The organism is Micromonospora sp. NPDC003816 (genome assembly GCF_042874705.1).
In the GTDB taxonomy this organism is placed as follows: domain Bacteria; phylum Actinomycetota; class Actinomycetes; order Mycobacteriales; family Micromonosporaceae; genus Micromonospora.
This window is the reverse complement of sequence record NZ_JBIANP010000001.1, coordinates 905,320-921,832: the sequence shown is the minus strand read 5'-3', so window position 1 is coordinate 921,832 and position 16,513 is coordinate 905,320. Positions and strand designations below refer to the sequence as shown.

Sequence of the window (16,513 nt, the reverse complement as noted above, 5' to 3'; positions counted from 1 at the left end):
GTGCGCGTCGGTCGTGTCGGGCACGATCGTGCGCGGTGTGCGTCGGGGCCGACGAGGCGCTTGCTAGTGCGAGGGTGCGAGGGTCGGTTCCTCCGAGCGCTGGGTGGGCGCGGTGACCGTGGTGGTGGGGCTGCCCGGGGTGATGCGGATCCGCACCGGCGAGTCGACCTGGATCCCGAGCGCGTGGAACTCGTTGCGGGTGAGGGTCACGATCACCGGCTGGCCGCCGGAGGTGGTGACCTCGACCCGGATCTCGAAGCCGATCCGGGTGACCCGGGTGACCCGGCCGACCACGCCGGCGCTGTCCGCGCCGTCGGCGGAGAGCTGGAGGTCGTGCGGGCGCACCAGTTCGTCGCCGAGCTGGGTGACCGGGCCGAGGAAGCGCATCACGAACTCGTTGGCCGGGCGGTCGTACAGGTCGTCGGGCGAGCCGATCTGCTCCACCCGGCCCTCGTTGATCACCACGATCTCGTCGGCGACCTCCAGGGCCTCCTCCTGGTCGTGGGTGACGAAGACGGTGGTGACGTGCACCTCGTCGTGCAGGCGACGCAGCCAGTCACGCAGTTCCTTGCGGACCTTCGCGTCCAGCGCGCCGAACGGCTCGTCGAGCAGCAGCACCGTGGGCTCGACGGCCAGCGCGCGGGCCAGCGCCATCCGCTGACGCTGGCCGCCGGAGAGCTGCGACGGCAGCCGTTCGGCGAACTGTCCGAGATGGACGAGTGCCAACAGCTCGTCAACCCGGCGGGTGATCTCGTCCTTGGCACGCTTGCGGATCTCCAGCCCGAAGGCCACGTTGCGCCGGACGGTCAGGTGCTTGAACGCCGCGTAGTGCTGGAACACGAACCCGACGTTGCGCTTCTGCGGCGGCAGGTGGGTGGCGTCCACACCGTCGATCTCGACCCGCCCGGTGTCGGCGCGTTCCAGTCCCGCGACGATCCGCAGCAGCGTGGACTTTCCGCCGCCGGAGGGACCGAGCAGCGCCGTGAGCCGACCGGCGGGGATGCTGACCGACACGTCGTCGAGCGCGACGAAGTCTCCGAAACGCTTACCGACCTGGGAAATCTCGATGCTCAACGGTCTTCCTTCGGCCTGAGGACGGATACGACGATGATGCAGGCCACGGCGACGAGGGCGAGGAGGAAGGCGGTGGCGTACGAGCCGCCCTTGTCGAAGTTCAGGTACTTCTCCTCGACCACGAGGGTGGCCGTCCGGGTCGCGCCGAGCACGTTGCCGGAGACGATCTTGACCGCGCCGAACTCACCGAGCGAGCGGGCCAGGCTGAGTACGACGCCGTAGATCACGCCCCACTTGATCGCCGGCAGCGTGATCCGGCGGAACGTCTGCACGGCGTTCGCGCCGAGACTGCGGGCGGCCTGTTCCTGCTCGTCGCCGACCTCCTGGAGGACCGGGACGACCTCCCGGATGACCAGCGGGAGCGCCACGAACACGGTGGCCATCACCATGCCCGGCACGGCGAAGATGATCTGGAATCCGGCTGCTTCGAGTGTCGGGCCGAACCAGCCCTCCCGGCCGCCGTAGACCAGGATCAACGCGAGGCCGACGACGATCGGCGACACCGACAACGGCATGTCGAGCAGGGCGTTCAGCGTCCGTTTGCCGGGGAAGTCGTAGCGGACCAGCAGGAGCGAGATGCCGACGCCGAAGACGGTGTTGATGACCACCGCGACGACCGCGACCAGCACGGTGAGCTGCAACGCGTGGGTCACGTCGGGGTCGGTCAGGATGTCGTTGAGGTTGACGAAGCCGTCGGCGAACGCGTTCCGTCCGACCAGGTACAACGGCCAGGCCACCAGGAAGAAGAGGTACGCCGTCACGACGAACCGCAGGACGTACCGGCCGGGACGGCGACCGACACTGTTCCGCGCGACGGTGCGGTGTTCAGCCACGGCGCATCACCCTCCGCTGAATGACGTCGAGTACGACGATGACGGCCAACGACACGGCCAGCAGCACCACGGCGACCGCCGCCGCGCTGTCGGGATTGTCGTTCTCGATGCTGCTGAGGATGCGGACCGAGGCCACCTCGGTCCGCATCGGCAGGTTGCCGGAGAGCAGGACCAGTGAGCCGTACTCGCCGACGGCCCGGGCGAACGACAGGGTGGCGCCCGCCGCGATGGCCGGCGTGAGACTGGGCAGGATGATCCGCCGGAAGGTGGTGAACCGGCTCGCGCCCAGCGACGCTGCCGCCTCCTCCGCGTCCGGGTCCAGTTCGGAGAGCACCGGTTGCACGGTGCGCACGATGAACGGCAGCGTGACGAAGAGGAAGGCGAGGAAGACCGCGATCCGGGTGTTGGCGATGTTGACGCCGAGCGGGCTGTCCGGCCCGTACAGCGACAGCAGCACCAGGCCCGCGACGATCGTCGGCAGCGCGAACGGGACGTCGATGAGGATCTCCAGCGCCCGCTTGCCGAAGAACCGGTCCCGCACCAGCACCCAGGCGATCAGCGTGCCCATCACGACGTTGACCAGCGTGACCAGCAGCGCGGTGCCGATGGTCAGCCGGAGGGTGGCGGCGGTCTGCTCGTTGGTCACCGTCCGCCAGAAGCCATCCCAGCCGCCCTCGCTGGCGGTCACCACGACGGCGGCGAGCGGGATGAGGACCAGCAGGCTGAACCAGACCATCGCCACGCCGAGCCCGAGGCCGGAGACCCAGGTGAGCGGGAGGCCGGCCCGGGCCGACCGGCGGTTGCCCGCCGGCCGGTCCGGAACCAGGGTCGCCGAGGTCACTTGGCCTTCCCGGAGGCCGCGATGATCTTGGTCACGATGCCGTCACTCTCGTCGAAGAACTTCTCCGACAGCGCCGACCAGCTCTCGAAGTCCTTCTCCACGGTCAGCAGCTTCTGCGGGGCCGGGAACGGGTTGTTCGGGTCGATCGCGCCCTCGACGCCGCTGGTGTCGACGCCGTCGATGATCGGCCGGAAGCCGGTCAGCGCGAACTGCCGCTGCCCCTGCGGACCGAGCACGAAGTCCAGCCACTCCTTCGCCTTGGGGTCGGCGTCCTTGAGGATCGCGCCCGGGTTCTCGATCAGCATGGTGGTCTCCGGCAGGACCCAGTCCAGCTTCTCGCCGTTCTGCCGGGCGAGGATCGTCTCGTTCTCGTACGCGAGCAGGACGTCACCGGTGCCACCGAGGAACGTGGTGGTGGCGTCCCGTCCGCTGTTCGGCAGCGACACGACGTTGCCGAAGAGCTTGGTCACGTACTCCTGTGCCTGGGCGTCCGTGCCGCCGTTCGCGGCGATGTGGCCCCAGGCGGCCAGGGCGTTCCACCTGGCGGCACCCGAGGACGCCGGGTTCGGGGTGACGATGCCGATGCCGGGCTTGACCAGGTCGTCCCAGCCCTGGATGTTCTTCGGGTTGCCCTCACGGACCGCGAGCACCACCACCGACGACGAGACGATGCCCTTGGTCGGGCCGTCGTCCCAGGTTTCCTCGACCAGTCCGGCGTCGACCAGACGGGTCACGTCACTGCTCACCGAGAAGTGCACGTAGTCGGTCTTCAGGCCGGCCACCACGGCGCGGCTCTGGTCGCCGGAGGCGCCGTACGAGGTCCGGAACCGGACCCCCTCGCCCGCCTCGGTCTTGTTCCACTCGGCGGCGATGGCCTTGTTGGCCGCCTCGGGTACCGCGAAACCGACGATGCTCAACGTGGCGGAGCTGCCGCCGGCCGCGTCACCGCCGCCGCAGCCCGACAGCGCCACGCCGGTGACCATGGCGAGAGCGATGGCCGCTCTGATCCGGTGCCTCATCGGAACCCGTCCTCCTCCAGTGCGTGACCGCACTATATAAATCCGACCGATTAGATAGGGAATATGCCCGTTTTGAGCTGTCGTGTACCGAAACAGTGTTGGAGGCGGTCACGGACCGGGCGCCGATGCCCGGCCGGCACGGCGACGATCCCCCGTCGCGCCCGACTCCACATCGGACGCGGCAGGTCTGGTCGTCCGCGCCGACCGCGCACCGAATATCCCACTAACTCGACAGGTTTTCAAGCCTTGCCCAGAGGGGCTGTCCGACCGGCTCGACGCGCCGATCCGTCACGCCACCCGGGGTGGCCGATCAACGACGTCGCGCGCCAGCCCGACCGCCGGCGCGAGCAGGTCGGCCAGCGTGGTGTGGTCGACCACGTCCTCGATCGCCCGATGCACCGACAACCACACCTCCCCCAGCCCGGCGGCCACGCCGTGATAGGTGGCGACGTCGGCGGGCGCGCCACGGACCGTCGTCAACGCCCCGCCGGTGGCGCGCAGCACGTCACCCACGGTGATCCCCTCCGGCGCGCGGGTCAACGCGTACCCGCCGTCCGCGCCGCGCAGACTGTGCAGCAGGCCGGCCCTTCGCAGGTCCAGCAGGATGCCCTGGAGGAACGAGTACGGGATGTCCTGGCTCGCGGCCAGCACCGCCGCCTTCACCACCGCCGGGTGGCGCTCGGCCACCGCCAGCATCGCCCGTACGGCGTAGTCCGATCGCGCTGAGACGTACACGTCACCCCACCAGCGCCCTACATAATCCATCAAACATATAGGAATGGTGGACAGTTAGGGGCGGCGCGTCAAGGTGTCGGGCCCGACGGGCTACTCGCCGCGCATCGCGCGTACCGCCTCCCCGGCGAAGAGACAGGCGGCCCGGTGCCCCGGGACGACCTCGACCGGCGGCGGATCGGTCCGGGCGCAGTCCGACCTGGCCTGCGGGCACCGGGTCCGGAAGCGGCAACCCGTCGGCGGGTCCACCGGGCTGGGGATGTCGCCGTTGAGGATGATCCGCCGACGGGCCCGCTCGACCTGCGGATCCGCCACCGGGATCGCCGACAGCAGCGCCGCAGTGTACGGATGGGCGGGCTGCTGCCAGATCCGGGCCGGCGTACCGGACTCCACGATCCGCCCCAGGTACATCACCGCCATCCGGTCGCTCATGTGCTCCACGGCGGCCAGGTCGTGCGCGATGAACAGATAGGTCAACCCCAGATCCCGTTGCAGCCCCCGCAGCAGGTTCATGATCTGCGCCTGCACGCTGAGGTCGAGCGAGGCGATCGGCTCGTCCAACACGATCAGGTCGGGCTCGCCGGCCAGGGCGCGGGCGATGCCGACCCGCTGCCGTTGACCGCCGGAGAGCTCGTGCGGATGCCGGTCGGCGAGGTCCCGACGCAACCCGACCATGTCGAGCAGTTCCGCCACCCGCTGCCGCCGCGCGGCACCCCGATCGGTGAGCCGATGCACCACCAGCGGTTCGGCGATGCTCGCGCCCACCGTGCGACGAGGATCGAGAGACGCCTGCGGATCCTGGAAGACCATGGCCACCCGGCGACGCAGCGCCCGCAACCGCCGCCGCGACCAGTGGGTCACGTCCTGCCCGGCCACCCGCACCGTGCCCGAGGTCGGGTCGACCAACCGCAGCAACGCCAACCCGGTGGTCGACTTGCCGCTGCCCGACTCGCCCACCAGCCCCAACGTCTCGCCTCGGCGTACCCGCAGCGACACCCCGTCCACCGCGCGGACCACACCCGCCGGGGTGGGGAACCACACCGTCAGGTCGTCGAGGGCGGCGACCACGTCGGCCGGCTCGCCGGGCCGGTCGCCGGTCAGGTGCGGCTCGGTCCGCTCGGCGGTCATCGGGCCTCCCCGTCGTGCCGGTGCGGATAGAACGTGCGGACCTCGTGCCCGGCCGACACCGGCACCAGCGGCGGCGACTCGTGCTCGCAGCGGGCCTCACCCCGCACCGGGCAGCGGGGCCAGAAGGCACACCCGGCCGGCAGGTCCAGCGGGCTCGGCGGGGCACCCCGGATGGTGACCAGCTCGCCGCCGCCCGCCGCCGGGTCCGGCCGCGCCGCCAGCAGCGCGCTGGTGTACGGGTGCGCCGGCCGGCCGAAGACCGCCTCGACCGGCCCCTGCTCCACGATGCGACCGGCGTACATGACCGCCACCCTGTCCGCGATGCCGGCGACCACGCCCAGGTCATGGGTGATCCAGACGACCGCCGTACCGAGTCGCCGCCGCAGGTCCGCCACCAGCTCGACGATCTGCGCCTGCGTGGTGACGTCCAACGCGGTGGTCGGCTCGTCGGCGATCAGCAGGTCCGGCTCGCAGGACAACGCCATCGCGATCACCACCCGCTGCCGCATACCGCCGGAGAACTGGTGCGGGTACGCGTCCACCCGCCGCGCCGCCGACGGGATCCCGACCAGGTCGAGCAGCTCGACGGCGCGCGTGCGGGCGGCCCGCCGACTCAGGCCGAGATGCTCCTCGCTCGCCTCGGCGACCTGCCGACCCACCGTCAACACCGGGTTGAGCGACGTCATCGGATCCTGGAACACGAAGCCCACGTGCCGCCCACGCAACCGACGGCGCTCCGACTCCCGCAGCCCGGTGAGTTCCGTACCCAGCAGGTGCACGCGCCCGGTCACCCGGGCAGAGCGCGGCGCGAGCCCGGTCGCGGCCAACACGCTCATGCTCTTGCCGGAACCCGACTCACCGACCAGGGCCAGGGTCTCCCCCGCCCGAACCGACCAGTCCACCCCGACGACCGCCCGCGCCGGTCCCCGCCGGGTCCCGATCGTCACGGCGAGATCCTCGATCCGCAGCACCATCCGCTCGCTCATGTCACCTTCCTTCGGGCTTCGGCGACGGTGAGCTGGCGGGGGTCGAGCACGTCCCGCAGCGCGTCGCCGACCAGGTTGAACGCCAGGACGGTGAGGAAGATGGCGGCACCGGGGAAGACACCGAGCCACCACGCGTCGGTGACGAACTCCCGGCCGTCGTCGAGCATCCGCCCCCAGGCCGGTTCCGGCGGCTGCACGCCGAGACCGAGGAAGGAGAGCGCCGCCTCGGAAAGGATCGCGAACGCCAACGACAGCGAGGTCTGCACGATCAACGGCGCCGCGATGTTGGGCAGGACGTGTTGACCCATGATGCGCAGGTCCGACGCCCCGATGGAGACCGCCGCCCGGACGAAGACCTGCTCGCGCACCGAGAGCACCCCGGCTCTGGTAACCCGGGCGAAGATCGGCGTGTAGACCACCCCGATCGCGATCATCGCGGTGAGCAGTCCGGGGCCGAGCACGGCCACGATCGCCACCGCGAGCAGCAGCACCGGGAACGCGAACACCACGTCCATGCACCGCATCAGGACGTTGTCCAGCCAGCCGCCGTAGTAGCCGGCGAGCAGCCCGAGGGTCACCCCGACCGCCAGGGCGATGCCGACGCTGACCAGCCCCACCTGGAGCGACACCCGGGCCGCGATCATCACCCGGCTGAGCACGTCCCGGCCCAACTCGTCGGTGCCGAACGGATGCGACCAACTCGGCGCCTGGAGCATCCGGTCGGTGTCCACGTCGTTGATGCCCGACGGTGCCAGCCAGGGACCGGCCACCCCCACCACGACCAGCACCACGAGCACCGCGCTGCCGCTCAGGGCCAGCGGATCACGCCCCAGCGCCGACAACGCGCGGCGTACCTGCCCGTCGCCGCCGGATCCCCGCGAACGGACGCCGGCCCAGGGCGGGACGAGGCGTCCGAACCGCCCGCTCATCGGACCCTGATCCTCGGGTCGAGGCGGGCGTAGAGGACGTCCACCAGCAGGTTCACCAACAGGAACAGGGCCGCGACCAGCAGCACCGCGCCCTGCAACACCGGGTAGTCACGGGCCCGGACCGCGTCGAAGGTGAGCCGGCCGATGCCGGGCCAGGCGAACAGCACCTCGATCACGATCACCCCGCCGAGCAGACTGGCCAGTTGCACCGCCACCACGGTCACCACCGGGATGAGCGCGTTGCGCAGGACGTGCCGCAACACCACCACCCGGGCCCGCAGCCCCTTCGCCTCGGCGGTGCGGACGTAGTCCTCGGAGAGCACCTCCAGCATCGACGAGCGGATGAAGCGGGTCAGGATCGAGGCGGTGACCAGGCCGATCGTGGCGGCCGGCAGGACCACGTGCGAGGCCCACCGCGCCGGGTCCTCGGTCAGCGCCACGTACCCCGACGGTGGGAACCATCCCAGCACCCCGGCGAAGAGCAGGATGCCCATGATGCCCATCCAGAAGTCCGGCACCGAGACACCGAACTGGCTGAACACGCGGACCGCGTGGTCGACCAGCGAGCCGCTGCGGATGGCCGAGACGATCCCGAGCGGGAACGCCACGAGCACCGCGAACAGCACCGCGGTGAGCGCCAGCGACAGTGTCGCCGGCAGCCGTTCCAGCAGGATCGCGGTGACCGGCCGGCCACTGCGGAAACTGACGCCGAGGTCGCCGGTCAGCGCCCGGAAGAGGTAGTCGAAGTACTGCGGGACCAGCGGCTGGTCCAGCCCGGAACGGGCCCGCAGCGCGTCGTACGTCTCCTGGTCGAAACGGGTGCCGAGCGCGACGCGTACCGGGTCACCCGGCACCAGTTGGATCAGCAGGAACACCACGAGGGTCACGCCGATCAGCACGACGCCGGACTGCACCAGCCGGCGGATCACGAAGCGGGCCACCTGCGGTCCCCGCCCCGGTCACTTCGCCAGCGCCGCGTCGCGGAACCGGATCGCCCGGTCGGTGCGTACCTCGTAGCCGGTCAGACCGCTGGACCAGCCCTGTGCCACATCCGGGTTGTAGAGGTAGATGTAGCTGGCGTCGTCGACGATCTGCTTGGCCACCTGCTCGTACCGCTGCTTGCGGGCGCCCTGGTCGGTCTCGGTGCGGGCCTGGTCGAGAAGCCGGTCCACGGTGGGGTTGGCGTACTTGTGGAAGTTGAAGGTGCCGCCACTGTGGTGCTGGGCGTAGTAGAACTCGTCCGGGTCGATGTTGCCCAACCAGCCGAGCATGAACGCGTCGAAGTTGCCGTTGCCCTGTTCGTCGAGCCACTGCGCGAAGTCCAGCGTACGGATCTTGACGGTGACGCCGACTCCCGCCAACTGCGAGGCGATCACCTGTGCGGCGGTGACGGTCTCCGGGTACTCGGTGGTGACCATCAGGTCCAGGGTCAACCCGCTGACACCGGCCTGGTCGAGCAGTTGCCGGGCCTGGTTCACATCGTGCGTGTACGGCGCGTACTCGTAGTGGTAGGCGCTGTTCTGCGGGATGGCGGTCTGGTTGACCGTGGCCAGCCCGAACTTGGCGGCCTTGGTGATCGCCTCCCGGTCCAGGGCGAAGGCGATCGCCCGGCGCACGGCGACGTTGTCGAACGGCTTACGGGCCTGGTTGAGGGCGAGGTACCAGTAGTCGGTGGACGGCACCGAGCGCACCGTCAGGTCGTCGGCGTCGAGCAGCGCGGGCACCTGCTGCGGCGGCAGGTTGTCGGTCCAGTGGACCTCGCCGCCACGCAGGTTCTGCAGGGCCACGGTGGGGTCGCTGACGAAGGTGAAGTTCACCCCGTCCACCTTGGGCTTCTCGCCCCAGTAGTTGTCGTTGCGGACCAGCCGGATGCTGTCGCCACTGGTGTAGGAGCCGATCGCGAAGGGACCGCTGCCGACCGGCTTGGTGGTCACCTCACCGGACTCGATGTTGGCCTTCTGCACGATCGCCACACCCTTGAAGCCGCCCAGGTTGGCGAGCAGGTTCGGGGTGGGCGCGGTCAGCGCGATGACCACCGTGGCGGGATCGGGCGCGGTCACCGACGTCACGGTGGAGAATTTGTACGCGGTGTTCAGCTTCTCGTCGATGATCCGGGTGTACGAGTAGACGACGTCCTCGGCGGTCAGTGGCGACCCGTCGGAGAACGTGACTCCCTCGCGGAGCGTGAACGTCCAGGTGAGCTGGTCGTCGCTGGTGGTCCACTCAGTGGCCAGCGCGGGTTGCATCTCCAGGTTCGCGTCCGGCTCGACCAGGGTGTCGTAGACGTTCTCCAGGACCTGGAAGCTGTAGTAGGCGGAGGTCTTGTGCGGGTCGAGCTGGTCGGGTTCGCCACCGATGGCGGCGTTGAGGACACCGCCCGCGCTCGCCCCGTCGGCCCCGTCGACGTCGACCCCCTCGCCCGTGGTGCAGCCCGCGACTGCGACGAGCATCAGGGTGAAGGTGGCGCCGGCCAACCGGAATCTGGTGCTGGACATGGTCCTCCCCTGGATTCTTTCCCGGCTACTACTGAAAGATTTTGGCGAGTCTGGCCTGCTCTCCGGCGATTGTCAACATAAATCGGGGTATATCTGGCAGGACGTGGTTCCGCCGGCTCCCTCCTGGACCTCACGCTAACCGCAAACGGCCGTGACGGCAGGACGCGTACGGCGGCAGGATCAGAGGCAGGACCAGCAGTAGAGGTGTTCGTCGGCGCTCCGGGCCCGTCGGGCGAGCGCGCTGACCTCCTCGATCACCGGCTGCATCTGGTCGTCGGGAAGCGGCCCGTCCCAGGCGAGTTCCTCGCTGCGTCCCCATCGCGCGGACAACTCGGGCGTCTGGTCGGCGGTGATCGACGCCAGCGTATCCCGGGTCGCGTCGTCGAGCGCGGTCAACCAGGGGCCGTCCTCGGCCCCGCTCCACACCAGCCGGTCCTTCACCGGGTCGTCGGCGTCCGCCTCATTGCGCACGAGAGCCACCAACTCGCCCAGCGTCACCGACGGGTCGATGCCCTTGCAGTCGATCGCGTCGACACCGGGCCGCCCGTCGGCGAGAGCCACCGGCCCGCCGTCGATCTCCGCCATCAGCCGCACCGCCGCGGCGTCGTCGGCCGCGCGAAAGTAGGCGTACAGAACACCCATGCCGGTATCCCAGCAGAGGGGTCCGACACTGTCGTCCTCGCCGCTGACTCAGGGCTGCCCGTCGGGGCAGTTGTTGCTGGTCAGCTTCATCGTGAACTCGGCGTCGTCGCTGGTGATGCCGGACGGCACGCCGTCGAACCAGGTCTCCACCTTCTGCCAGCCCACCCGCTGCTCGTAGTGCAGGTGCGGAGCACCCGAGTTGCCGGTGCTGCCGATCCGCCCGATCTGCTCACCCTGCGCGACCCGCTGCCCCTCCTCCACCAGCGGCGGTTCGAGCAGGTGCAGATACTGCGTCTCCCACCGACCGCCGTGGTCGATCTTCACCCAGTAGCCGCCGCCCCGGCCCCGGGGGCCCTCCGGATTCTCCGGTGTACGCCCACCCAGCGACCCGTTGATGCCGGACACCGTGACGGTGCCCGCGTACGAGGCGAGCACCGGCTGCCCCCACTGCTCGCCCTGGAGCGGGAAGAAGTCGACGTCGTACTCGCCGTGGCCGGGGTAGGTGCCCACCTGCCACGTCTCGCCGCAGCCCACCGGCATCTGGAACAGCGGGCGCGGTCCCGGCGGCAGCAGTTGCGGCACCACCACGTAGGCGGCCGCGCCCAGGGCCGCGACGGCACCGAGCGCGAGCAGGAGTCGCCAGGGACGGCGGGTACGACGATGGGTGCGGGGATGGCCGGTCGTCACCCTGCCAAGCATGGCAGAGGCCGGCGAGTGGCTTCGCCGCCGCCGAGGCCCGACCCCGACGGCCACGTTCACCAGGGCCGCGTTCGGGTAACGACCCGGCATGGCGCGGTACACGAAACCGGAACTCCGGGAGCAGATCAAGGCCGAGATCATGGCCTCCGACCGGGGCGGCCGGCCCGGTCAGTGGTCGGCCCGCAAGTCGCAACTGCTCACCAAGGAGTACGAGCGGCGCGGCGGCGGCTTCCTGGGGCCGAAGGACTCACGGCAACGGTCGTTGGAGCGCTGGGGTGCGGAGAAGTGGCAGACCAGCACCGGCTCCACCCGGGCCCGCAAGGGTGACGAAACGGCGCGATACCTGCCGAAGAAGGCGTGGGAAAAGCTCTCGGACGAGCAGAAGCGCGACACCGAGACCAAGAAGCGACAGGCGTCGCGAACCGGTCGGCAGTTCGTCGCCAACACCGGACCCGCCAAACGTGCCCGCAAGGAGGCGACCTCGCCCCGAGGCCGGGCCGCCACCTCGGCCGAGCGGCTCACCGAACTGACGGTTCCCGAGGCCAGTCGACTCGTACCCGGCCTGGACAAGAACCAGCTCCGGGCGGCGCTGCGACGCGAACGCGGCGGCAAGGCCCGCAAGACCCTCCTGCAACGCCTCCAGTCGGAACTAGACCGCCGCTGACTCGCGCGCGCACCTCAGGCGCCCACTGGTGCAAGGAAGGGTCCCCTGCTAACGCCTGGTGCATAGCAGGGGACCCTTCCTAACATCTCCTCGCCGGCGCAGGGCGGCGTGGGCGCGCGAGGCGGGGCGAGCCCGCGAAGGTGGGTAGATTTGTTGCTGCTGGAGCGACAACAGATCTACCCGCCTATCGCTGTGTCTGCGTGGACGGAGCGCAGCTGCGGCGGCGGAGCGGGCGTGGCCGCCCGCACGCCAGCCACGGGCGGCAACGCCGTTTCGCCCGCCCAGCGTTCGCCTCCTGCTGCACCGGAGCTGCTCGACGCCGATCGCACCGCGTCGGCTGAGGTACGCCACCGCACCGCAGCCCGGGACGTCCTCGCCGACACGATCCGCCATCCGGACGCGCCTGCGACGGTCGTCTCGCTGGCCGTCACCCTCGGGGTGAGCTGAGCCGCGACCCTCCGGTCAGCTACGGCACAGCAGGGCGTCGGGTTCCTTGCCGGGTGACCAGATCCAGGCGCGGTAGGCGACGCCGACGAGGTGTTCACCGACGGCGCACTGCCCCTTGAAGTGCCCGTTGGCGAAGTCGCCGCCGGGATTGCCGGCCGGTCGGTTGTCGCCACGGTCGAACCAGACCGTCCGGCGGGTGCCACCGACGGTGGTGCCCGCGTCGCGGCAGAGCACGGACGACAGGTTGGCGCCACGGACGGCGTACCCGACGACGGTCTTGTGCGGCGGGCATTGCAGCTTGGTGAAGCCGGAGGCCCAGTCGACGTCGACGTGCGACTCGTCGCGGACCACCACGTGGCCGCCGGTGTCCGGGGTGTCGGTGCACAGGCCCCGGTTGCCGGTGCGGCTCAGGCCGATGAGCCGCTGGTCGTCGGGGCAGACCGCCTTGCGGGCGCCGGAGTCCCAGTCCGGGGCGGCACGCATCCGTACTGATTGGTTCAGGTCGGTGTGGTCGAGGGTCAGCATCGACCACTTCCGCACCGGGGCGACCGGGCCGGTCCGGCCACCGGTGACCAGGCGACGCCACGCGTCGGCCCGCCAGTCGTCGCCGTCGTAGAGGCCCATCCGGTGACCGGCGGCGTCCCAGTGCAGCAGCGCCCAACCGTTGCCCCGCCGGTTGTCGTGCCAGCCGACCAGGGGCCAGTACGCGAAGTCGGCGTCGGTGGCGATCAGGTGGTCGACGAAGTGGTGGAACCAGTCCCGGGAACGCTGGTTGGTGTTGTCCCGGCCGCCGACGCCGAACTCGCTGATCCAGACCGGTGCGGTGAAGTGCCGGTCGGCGTCGAGCGCCACGTACGTCGCCTGCCGCCGTACGGTCTCCACGAGCTGGTCGCGGGTGAGGTCCTGGTAGCGGGGGTCGCTGGTCTCGCCGATGCCGGTCGCGCCGCTGTGGTTCGGGCCGGTGTAGCCGTAGAAGTGCGCCGAGTAGACCAGTTTGTGGGAGCGCACGAGGGTGTGCGAGAGCCGGCCGACCGGTTCGAGGGTGGGGCGCCCGTGCGGGAATCCGTCCACCGGCAGGCCGTACCAGTTGATGCCCTCGATGATGATCAGCAGGTGGGGGTTGGCCTCGGTGAGGATCCGGTCACCGACCCGCTGGGCGGCGGCGTGCCAGTCGTGCCGGTCGCCGAGTCCCCAGTTCGGGTCGTCGAGGACGGTGCGGCGTACCTCGTTGTAGAGGTCGGCGCCGACGACCCGGGGGTTGCCGGCGTACCGGCGGGCCATCAGGAGCCAGTCCTGTTCCCACTGGGCGGTGCTCTGGCTGGCGTTCCAGCGTTCGTTGCCGTCGACGCCACAGCACCAGCGCGAGGTGTTGGTGTGGTTGTTGAGGATGACCGCGAATCCCTCGGCGGTCAGCGTCCGGACCGTCTCGTCGTACACCTGGATCGGGGTCCGGCCGCGCAGGTGCGGGTTGGCGCGGACGGCGGCGTCCGGCACCGGGCGGGTGTCGCGGATCATCTCGTTGGAGAACGGCAGGCGGATGCTGTTGAGGCCGAGTTCGTGGAAGCCGGCGACGATCTCGGCCATCGGGGCGCGGTCCAGGCCGATCGGGATCTGGTCGGCCATCTCCCCGGCGTGGTGGGTGGCCGGGTCGGCGCGGTCGCCGCTGCCGGTCCAGGTGCCGCTGGCGCCGTGCCAGTTGCCGGACCTGAGCTTGAAGCGGTTGCCGTGGGCGTCGACCACGTACCGGCCCCGGGTGCTCAACGGGCCGGTCCAGGAGGCGGCCAGATCGTCGGCGGCCGTCACGCTACCCGCAGCCGTCGAAGGACGGGCACTGGCCGGCACGACCGCCGGAACCAGCCCGGCCAGCAGGCCGGAGACGGCGACGAGGCACGGCATCGACCTGCGCATGGCGACCTCCCGACACCGGCTGATCACCGTCGATAGTAGACGGTCGATGGCAGTCGCGCACCGGCCGCGAGCCCCGTCCTCCAGACCGGGGTCGGAGGAGGGGCTCGCGGATGCCGGTCGGTCAGGCCGCGTCGAGGCGGGCCAGTTCCTCGGTCGAGAGTTCCAGGTCGGCCGCGCCGACCGAGTCCCGGATCGTCTCCGGGCGCGACGAACCGGGGATCGGGATCACCGTGGGCGCCTTCGCCAGCATCCAGGCCAGGCAGACCTGTTGCGGACTGACGCCGCGCTCCCGGGCGACCTCGGCGAAGACCGCGAACCGGGAACCCAGTTCGGCGGCGTTGGAGATGCCGCCGAGCGGACTCCAGGGCAGGAAGGCGATGCCGAGCTCGGCGCAGAGCGCCAGCTCCGGTTCGCTGGAGCGGAAGGCGGGCGAGAACTGGTTCTGCACGCTGACCAGTCGGCCGCCGAGGATCTCGTTGGCCTGCCTGATCTGGTCGGGGTCGGCGTTGGAGATGCCGGCCATCCGGATCTTGCCGGCGTCGAGCAGGTCCCGCAGGGCGCCGATGGAGTCCGCGTACGGGGTGTTCGGGTCGGGGCGGTGGAACTGGTAGAGGCCGATCGCCTCGACCCCGAGCCGCTTGAGCGACGACTCGACGGCGTCCCGGAGGTGCTCGGGCCTGCCGTTCAGCGTCCAGAGGCCGTCGCCGGGGCGTACGTGGCCGCCCTTCGTGGCGATCAGCACGTCGGACGTATCGCCGCCGTAGCTCGCCACGGCGTCGGCGATCAACGACTCGTTGTGACCGGCGTCGGCGGGGCCCAGGTGATAGGCGTCCGCGGTGTCGATCAGCGTGACCCCGGCGTCCAGCGCGGCATGGATGGTGGCGATCGAACGCTGTTCGTCGGGGCGGCCCTCGATCGACATCGGCATGGCGCCGAGGCCGATCGCGCCGACGGCGACGTCACCGATACGGCGGGTCTGCATACAGGCTCCTCCTCGAAGCAGTGCGGTTGGCGGGCGGGCGGGTGGCCCGCAACGCCCGGATTCCACCTTCTACCCCGATAGCTAAGCTGTCCAACAGAAGAATCTGATTCCGGCAATCGGTGGCGGTGATGAATCGTGGAGTTGCGCCAGCTCGAGTACTTCGTGGCGGTCGCCGAGGAACGGCACTTCACCCGCGCCGCCGAGCGTCTGCACGTGGCGCAGTCCGGCCTCTCCACGTCCATCCGCTCGCTGGAACGTGAGCTGGGCGCCAGCCTCTTCGTCCGCAACACCCGCAGCGTGGAGCTGACCGACGAGGGGCGGGCGCTGCTCACCCAGGCCCGGCACGCCCTGGCCAACGTGGCCGCCGCCAAGGACGCGGTCGCCGCCGTACGCGGACTGCTGCGCGGCACGCTGGCCATCGGCACCCTCCAGTGTCTCGGCGCGGTCGATCTCGCGGCGACGTTGGCCCGGTTTCACGCCGCCCACCCCGGTGTCGAGATCCGGTTGCGTCAGGGCGGCTCACCCGACCTGATCGAACGGGTCCGCACCGGCGACCTCGACCTGGCGTTCGTCTCCGCGCCCGCGAGCGTGGTGCCCGGCGTCGCGTTGGCTCCGTTCCGGGCCGAGCCGCTGGTGCTGGCCTGCGGGCCGACCCATCCGCTGCGCGACCGCACCGCAGTCGACCTGCGGGAGTTGCCGGGCGAGACGTTCGTCGACTTCTCCCCAGGCTGGATCAGCCGCGATGCCGTCGACCAGGCGATGGCCGCCGCCGGGGTGGAGCGGCGCGTCGCGTTCGAGGTCAACGACGTGCACTGGCTGCTCGACCTTGTCGGTCACGGGCTCGGCGTCGCCGTCGTTCCCCAGGTCTTCCGGGGCAAGCGGACCGCCGCGCGCTTCGTGCCGCTCACCGACCCGCCGCACTGGCAGCTCGCCGTGGCGACCGCGGGTGGTCGGCATCCCAGCACCGCCGCCACCGCGCTGCTCGGCCTCGACGGCATCCGGGCCGCCGCGACGAGTCGGCCGGCCTGACCGACGCCGGGTCGGCGCTGCGGTACGTCCGTGCGCCGACCCGACGCACGGCACCGAAGCGGTCCGTACACACTGGATGGTCATGCCTGACGACACCAGGACGAC

At 70.6% G+C, this 16,513-nt stretch carries 17 protein-coding genes; 3 read left to right on the top strand and 14 right to left on the bottom strand.

What is annotated here, in order from left to right; genetic code table 11:
• Positions 1-63 precede the first annotated feature (63 nt).
• The 12 genes from ACFYTT_RS03890 to ACFYTT_RS03835 form a co-directional block, all read right to left on the bottom strand.
• The gene (locus ACFYTT_RS03890; RefSeq protein WP_131052164.1) at positions 64-1,074 is read right to left on the bottom strand and encodes a sulfate/molybdate ABC transporter ATP-binding protein; all 1,011 of its coding nucleotides are present in this window, start codon (positions 1,072-1,074) and stop codon (positions 64-66) included.
• Positions 1,071-1,907, bottom strand: a complete 837-nt coding sequence (locus tag ACFYTT_RS03885; protein ID WP_387257597.1) for a sulfate ABC transporter permease — start codon at positions 1,905-1,907, stop codon at positions 1,071-1,073. Before ACFYTT_RS03885 ends, ACFYTT_RS03890 begins: the two co-directional genes overlap by 4 nt.
• Positions 1,900-2,748: a sulfate ABC transporter permease subunit CysT gene (cysT, locus tag ACFYTT_RS03880; protein WP_176093820.1), complete on the bottom strand. Its 849-nt coding sequence runs from the start codon at positions 2,746-2,748 to the stop codon at positions 1,900-1,902. Before cysT ends, ACFYTT_RS03885 begins: the two co-directional genes overlap by 8 nt.
• The gene (locus ACFYTT_RS03875; protein ID WP_176093819.1) at positions 2,745-3,767 is read right to left on the bottom strand and encodes a sulfate ABC transporter substrate-binding protein; all 1,023 of its coding nucleotides are present in this window, start codon (positions 3,765-3,767) and stop codon (positions 2,745-2,747) included. Before ACFYTT_RS03875 ends, cysT begins: the two co-directional genes overlap by 4 nt.
• Positions 3,768-4,055: 288 nt before the next feature.
• Positions 4,056-4,502, bottom strand: a complete 447-nt coding sequence (locus ACFYTT_RS03870; protein WP_387257963.1) for an RrF2 family transcriptional regulator — start codon at positions 4,500-4,502, stop codon at positions 4,056-4,058.
• Between the two features lie 90 nt (positions 4,503-4,592).
• The gene (locus tag ACFYTT_RS03865) at positions 4,593-5,627 is read right to left on the bottom strand and encodes an ABC transporter ATP-binding protein (RefSeq protein WP_387257594.1); all 1,035 of its coding nucleotides are present in this window, start codon (positions 5,625-5,627) and stop codon (positions 4,593-4,595) included.
• On the bottom strand, positions 5,624-6,613 hold the full coding sequence (locus tag ACFYTT_RS03860; RefSeq protein WP_387257592.1) for an ABC transporter ATP-binding protein: 990 nt from the start codon (positions 6,611-6,613) through the stop codon (positions 5,624-5,626). Before ACFYTT_RS03860 ends, ACFYTT_RS03865 begins: the two co-directional genes overlap by 4 nt.
• Positions 6,610-7,542 (bottom strand): ABC transporter permease, encoded by a 933-nt coding sequence (locus ACFYTT_RS03855; RefSeq protein WP_236145634.1) that lies wholly within the window; start codon positions 7,540-7,542, stop codon positions 6,610-6,612. The genes ACFYTT_RS03860 and ACFYTT_RS03855 overlap by 4 nt, the downstream gene beginning before the upstream one ends.
• Complete coding sequence (locus ACFYTT_RS03850) at positions 7,539-8,483, bottom strand: ABC transporter permease (protein WP_131052158.1); 945 nt, start codon at positions 8,481-8,483, stop codon at positions 7,539-7,541. Before ACFYTT_RS03850 ends, ACFYTT_RS03855 begins: the two co-directional genes overlap by 4 nt.
• An 18-nt stretch (positions 8,484-8,501) precedes the next feature.
• Positions 8,502-10,037 carry an ABC transporter substrate-binding protein gene (locus ACFYTT_RS03845; protein ID WP_176093818.1) on the bottom strand — a complete coding sequence of 512 codons (1,536 nt, stop codon included), beginning with the start codon at positions 10,035-10,037 and terminating at the stop codon, positions 8,502-8,504.
• A gap of 180 nt (positions 10,038-10,217) precedes the next feature.
• Positions 10,218-10,679: a hypothetical protein gene (locus ACFYTT_RS03840; protein WP_387257589.1), complete on the bottom strand. Its 462-nt coding sequence runs from the start codon at positions 10,677-10,679 to the stop codon at positions 10,218-10,220.
• 48 nt (positions 10,680-10,727) lie between these two features.
• Complete coding sequence (locus ACFYTT_RS03835) at positions 10,728-11,366, bottom strand: M23 family metallopeptidase (protein WP_236145633.1); 639 nt, start codon at positions 11,364-11,366, stop codon at positions 10,728-10,730.
• A 100-nt stretch (positions 11,367-11,466) separates the two neighbouring features.
• On the opposite strand from ACFYTT_RS03835, the gene ACFYTT_RS03830 reads away from it, so the two are divergent.
• Positions 11,467-12,042, top strand: coding sequence for a DUF5872 domain-containing protein (locus ACFYTT_RS03830; protein ID WP_131052154.1), 576 nt, complete (start codon positions 11,467-11,469; stop codon positions 12,040-12,042).
• A 150-nt stretch (positions 12,043-12,192) separates the two neighbouring features.
• The gene (locus tag ACFYTT_RS03825) at positions 12,193-12,489 is read left to right on the top strand and encodes a hypothetical protein (RefSeq protein ID WP_387257587.1); all 297 of its coding nucleotides are present in this window, start codon (positions 12,193-12,195) and stop codon (positions 12,487-12,489) included.
• Between the two features lie 15 nt (positions 12,490-12,504).
• On the opposite strand, the gene ACFYTT_RS03820 is transcribed toward ACFYTT_RS03825, so the two are convergent.
• Positions 12,505-14,397, bottom strand: a complete 1,893-nt coding sequence (locus ACFYTT_RS03820; protein WP_387257585.1) for a glycoside hydrolase family 5 protein — start codon at positions 14,395-14,397, stop codon at positions 12,505-12,507.
• Positions 14,398-14,518: 121 nt separating this feature from the next.
• A complete protein-coding gene (locus ACFYTT_RS03815) occupies positions 14,519-15,379 on the bottom strand; it encodes an aldo/keto reductase (RefSeq protein ID WP_387257583.1) in 861 nt (286 codons plus the stop codon).
• Between the two features lie 135 nt (positions 15,380-15,514).
• Between ACFYTT_RS03815 and ACFYTT_RS03810 the strand changes: the two genes are divergently transcribed.
• A complete protein-coding gene (locus ACFYTT_RS03810) occupies positions 15,515-16,408 on the top strand; it encodes a LysR family transcriptional regulator (RefSeq protein ID WP_387257581.1) in 894 nt (297 codons plus the stop codon).
• Positions 16,409-16,513 lie beyond the last annotated feature (105 nt).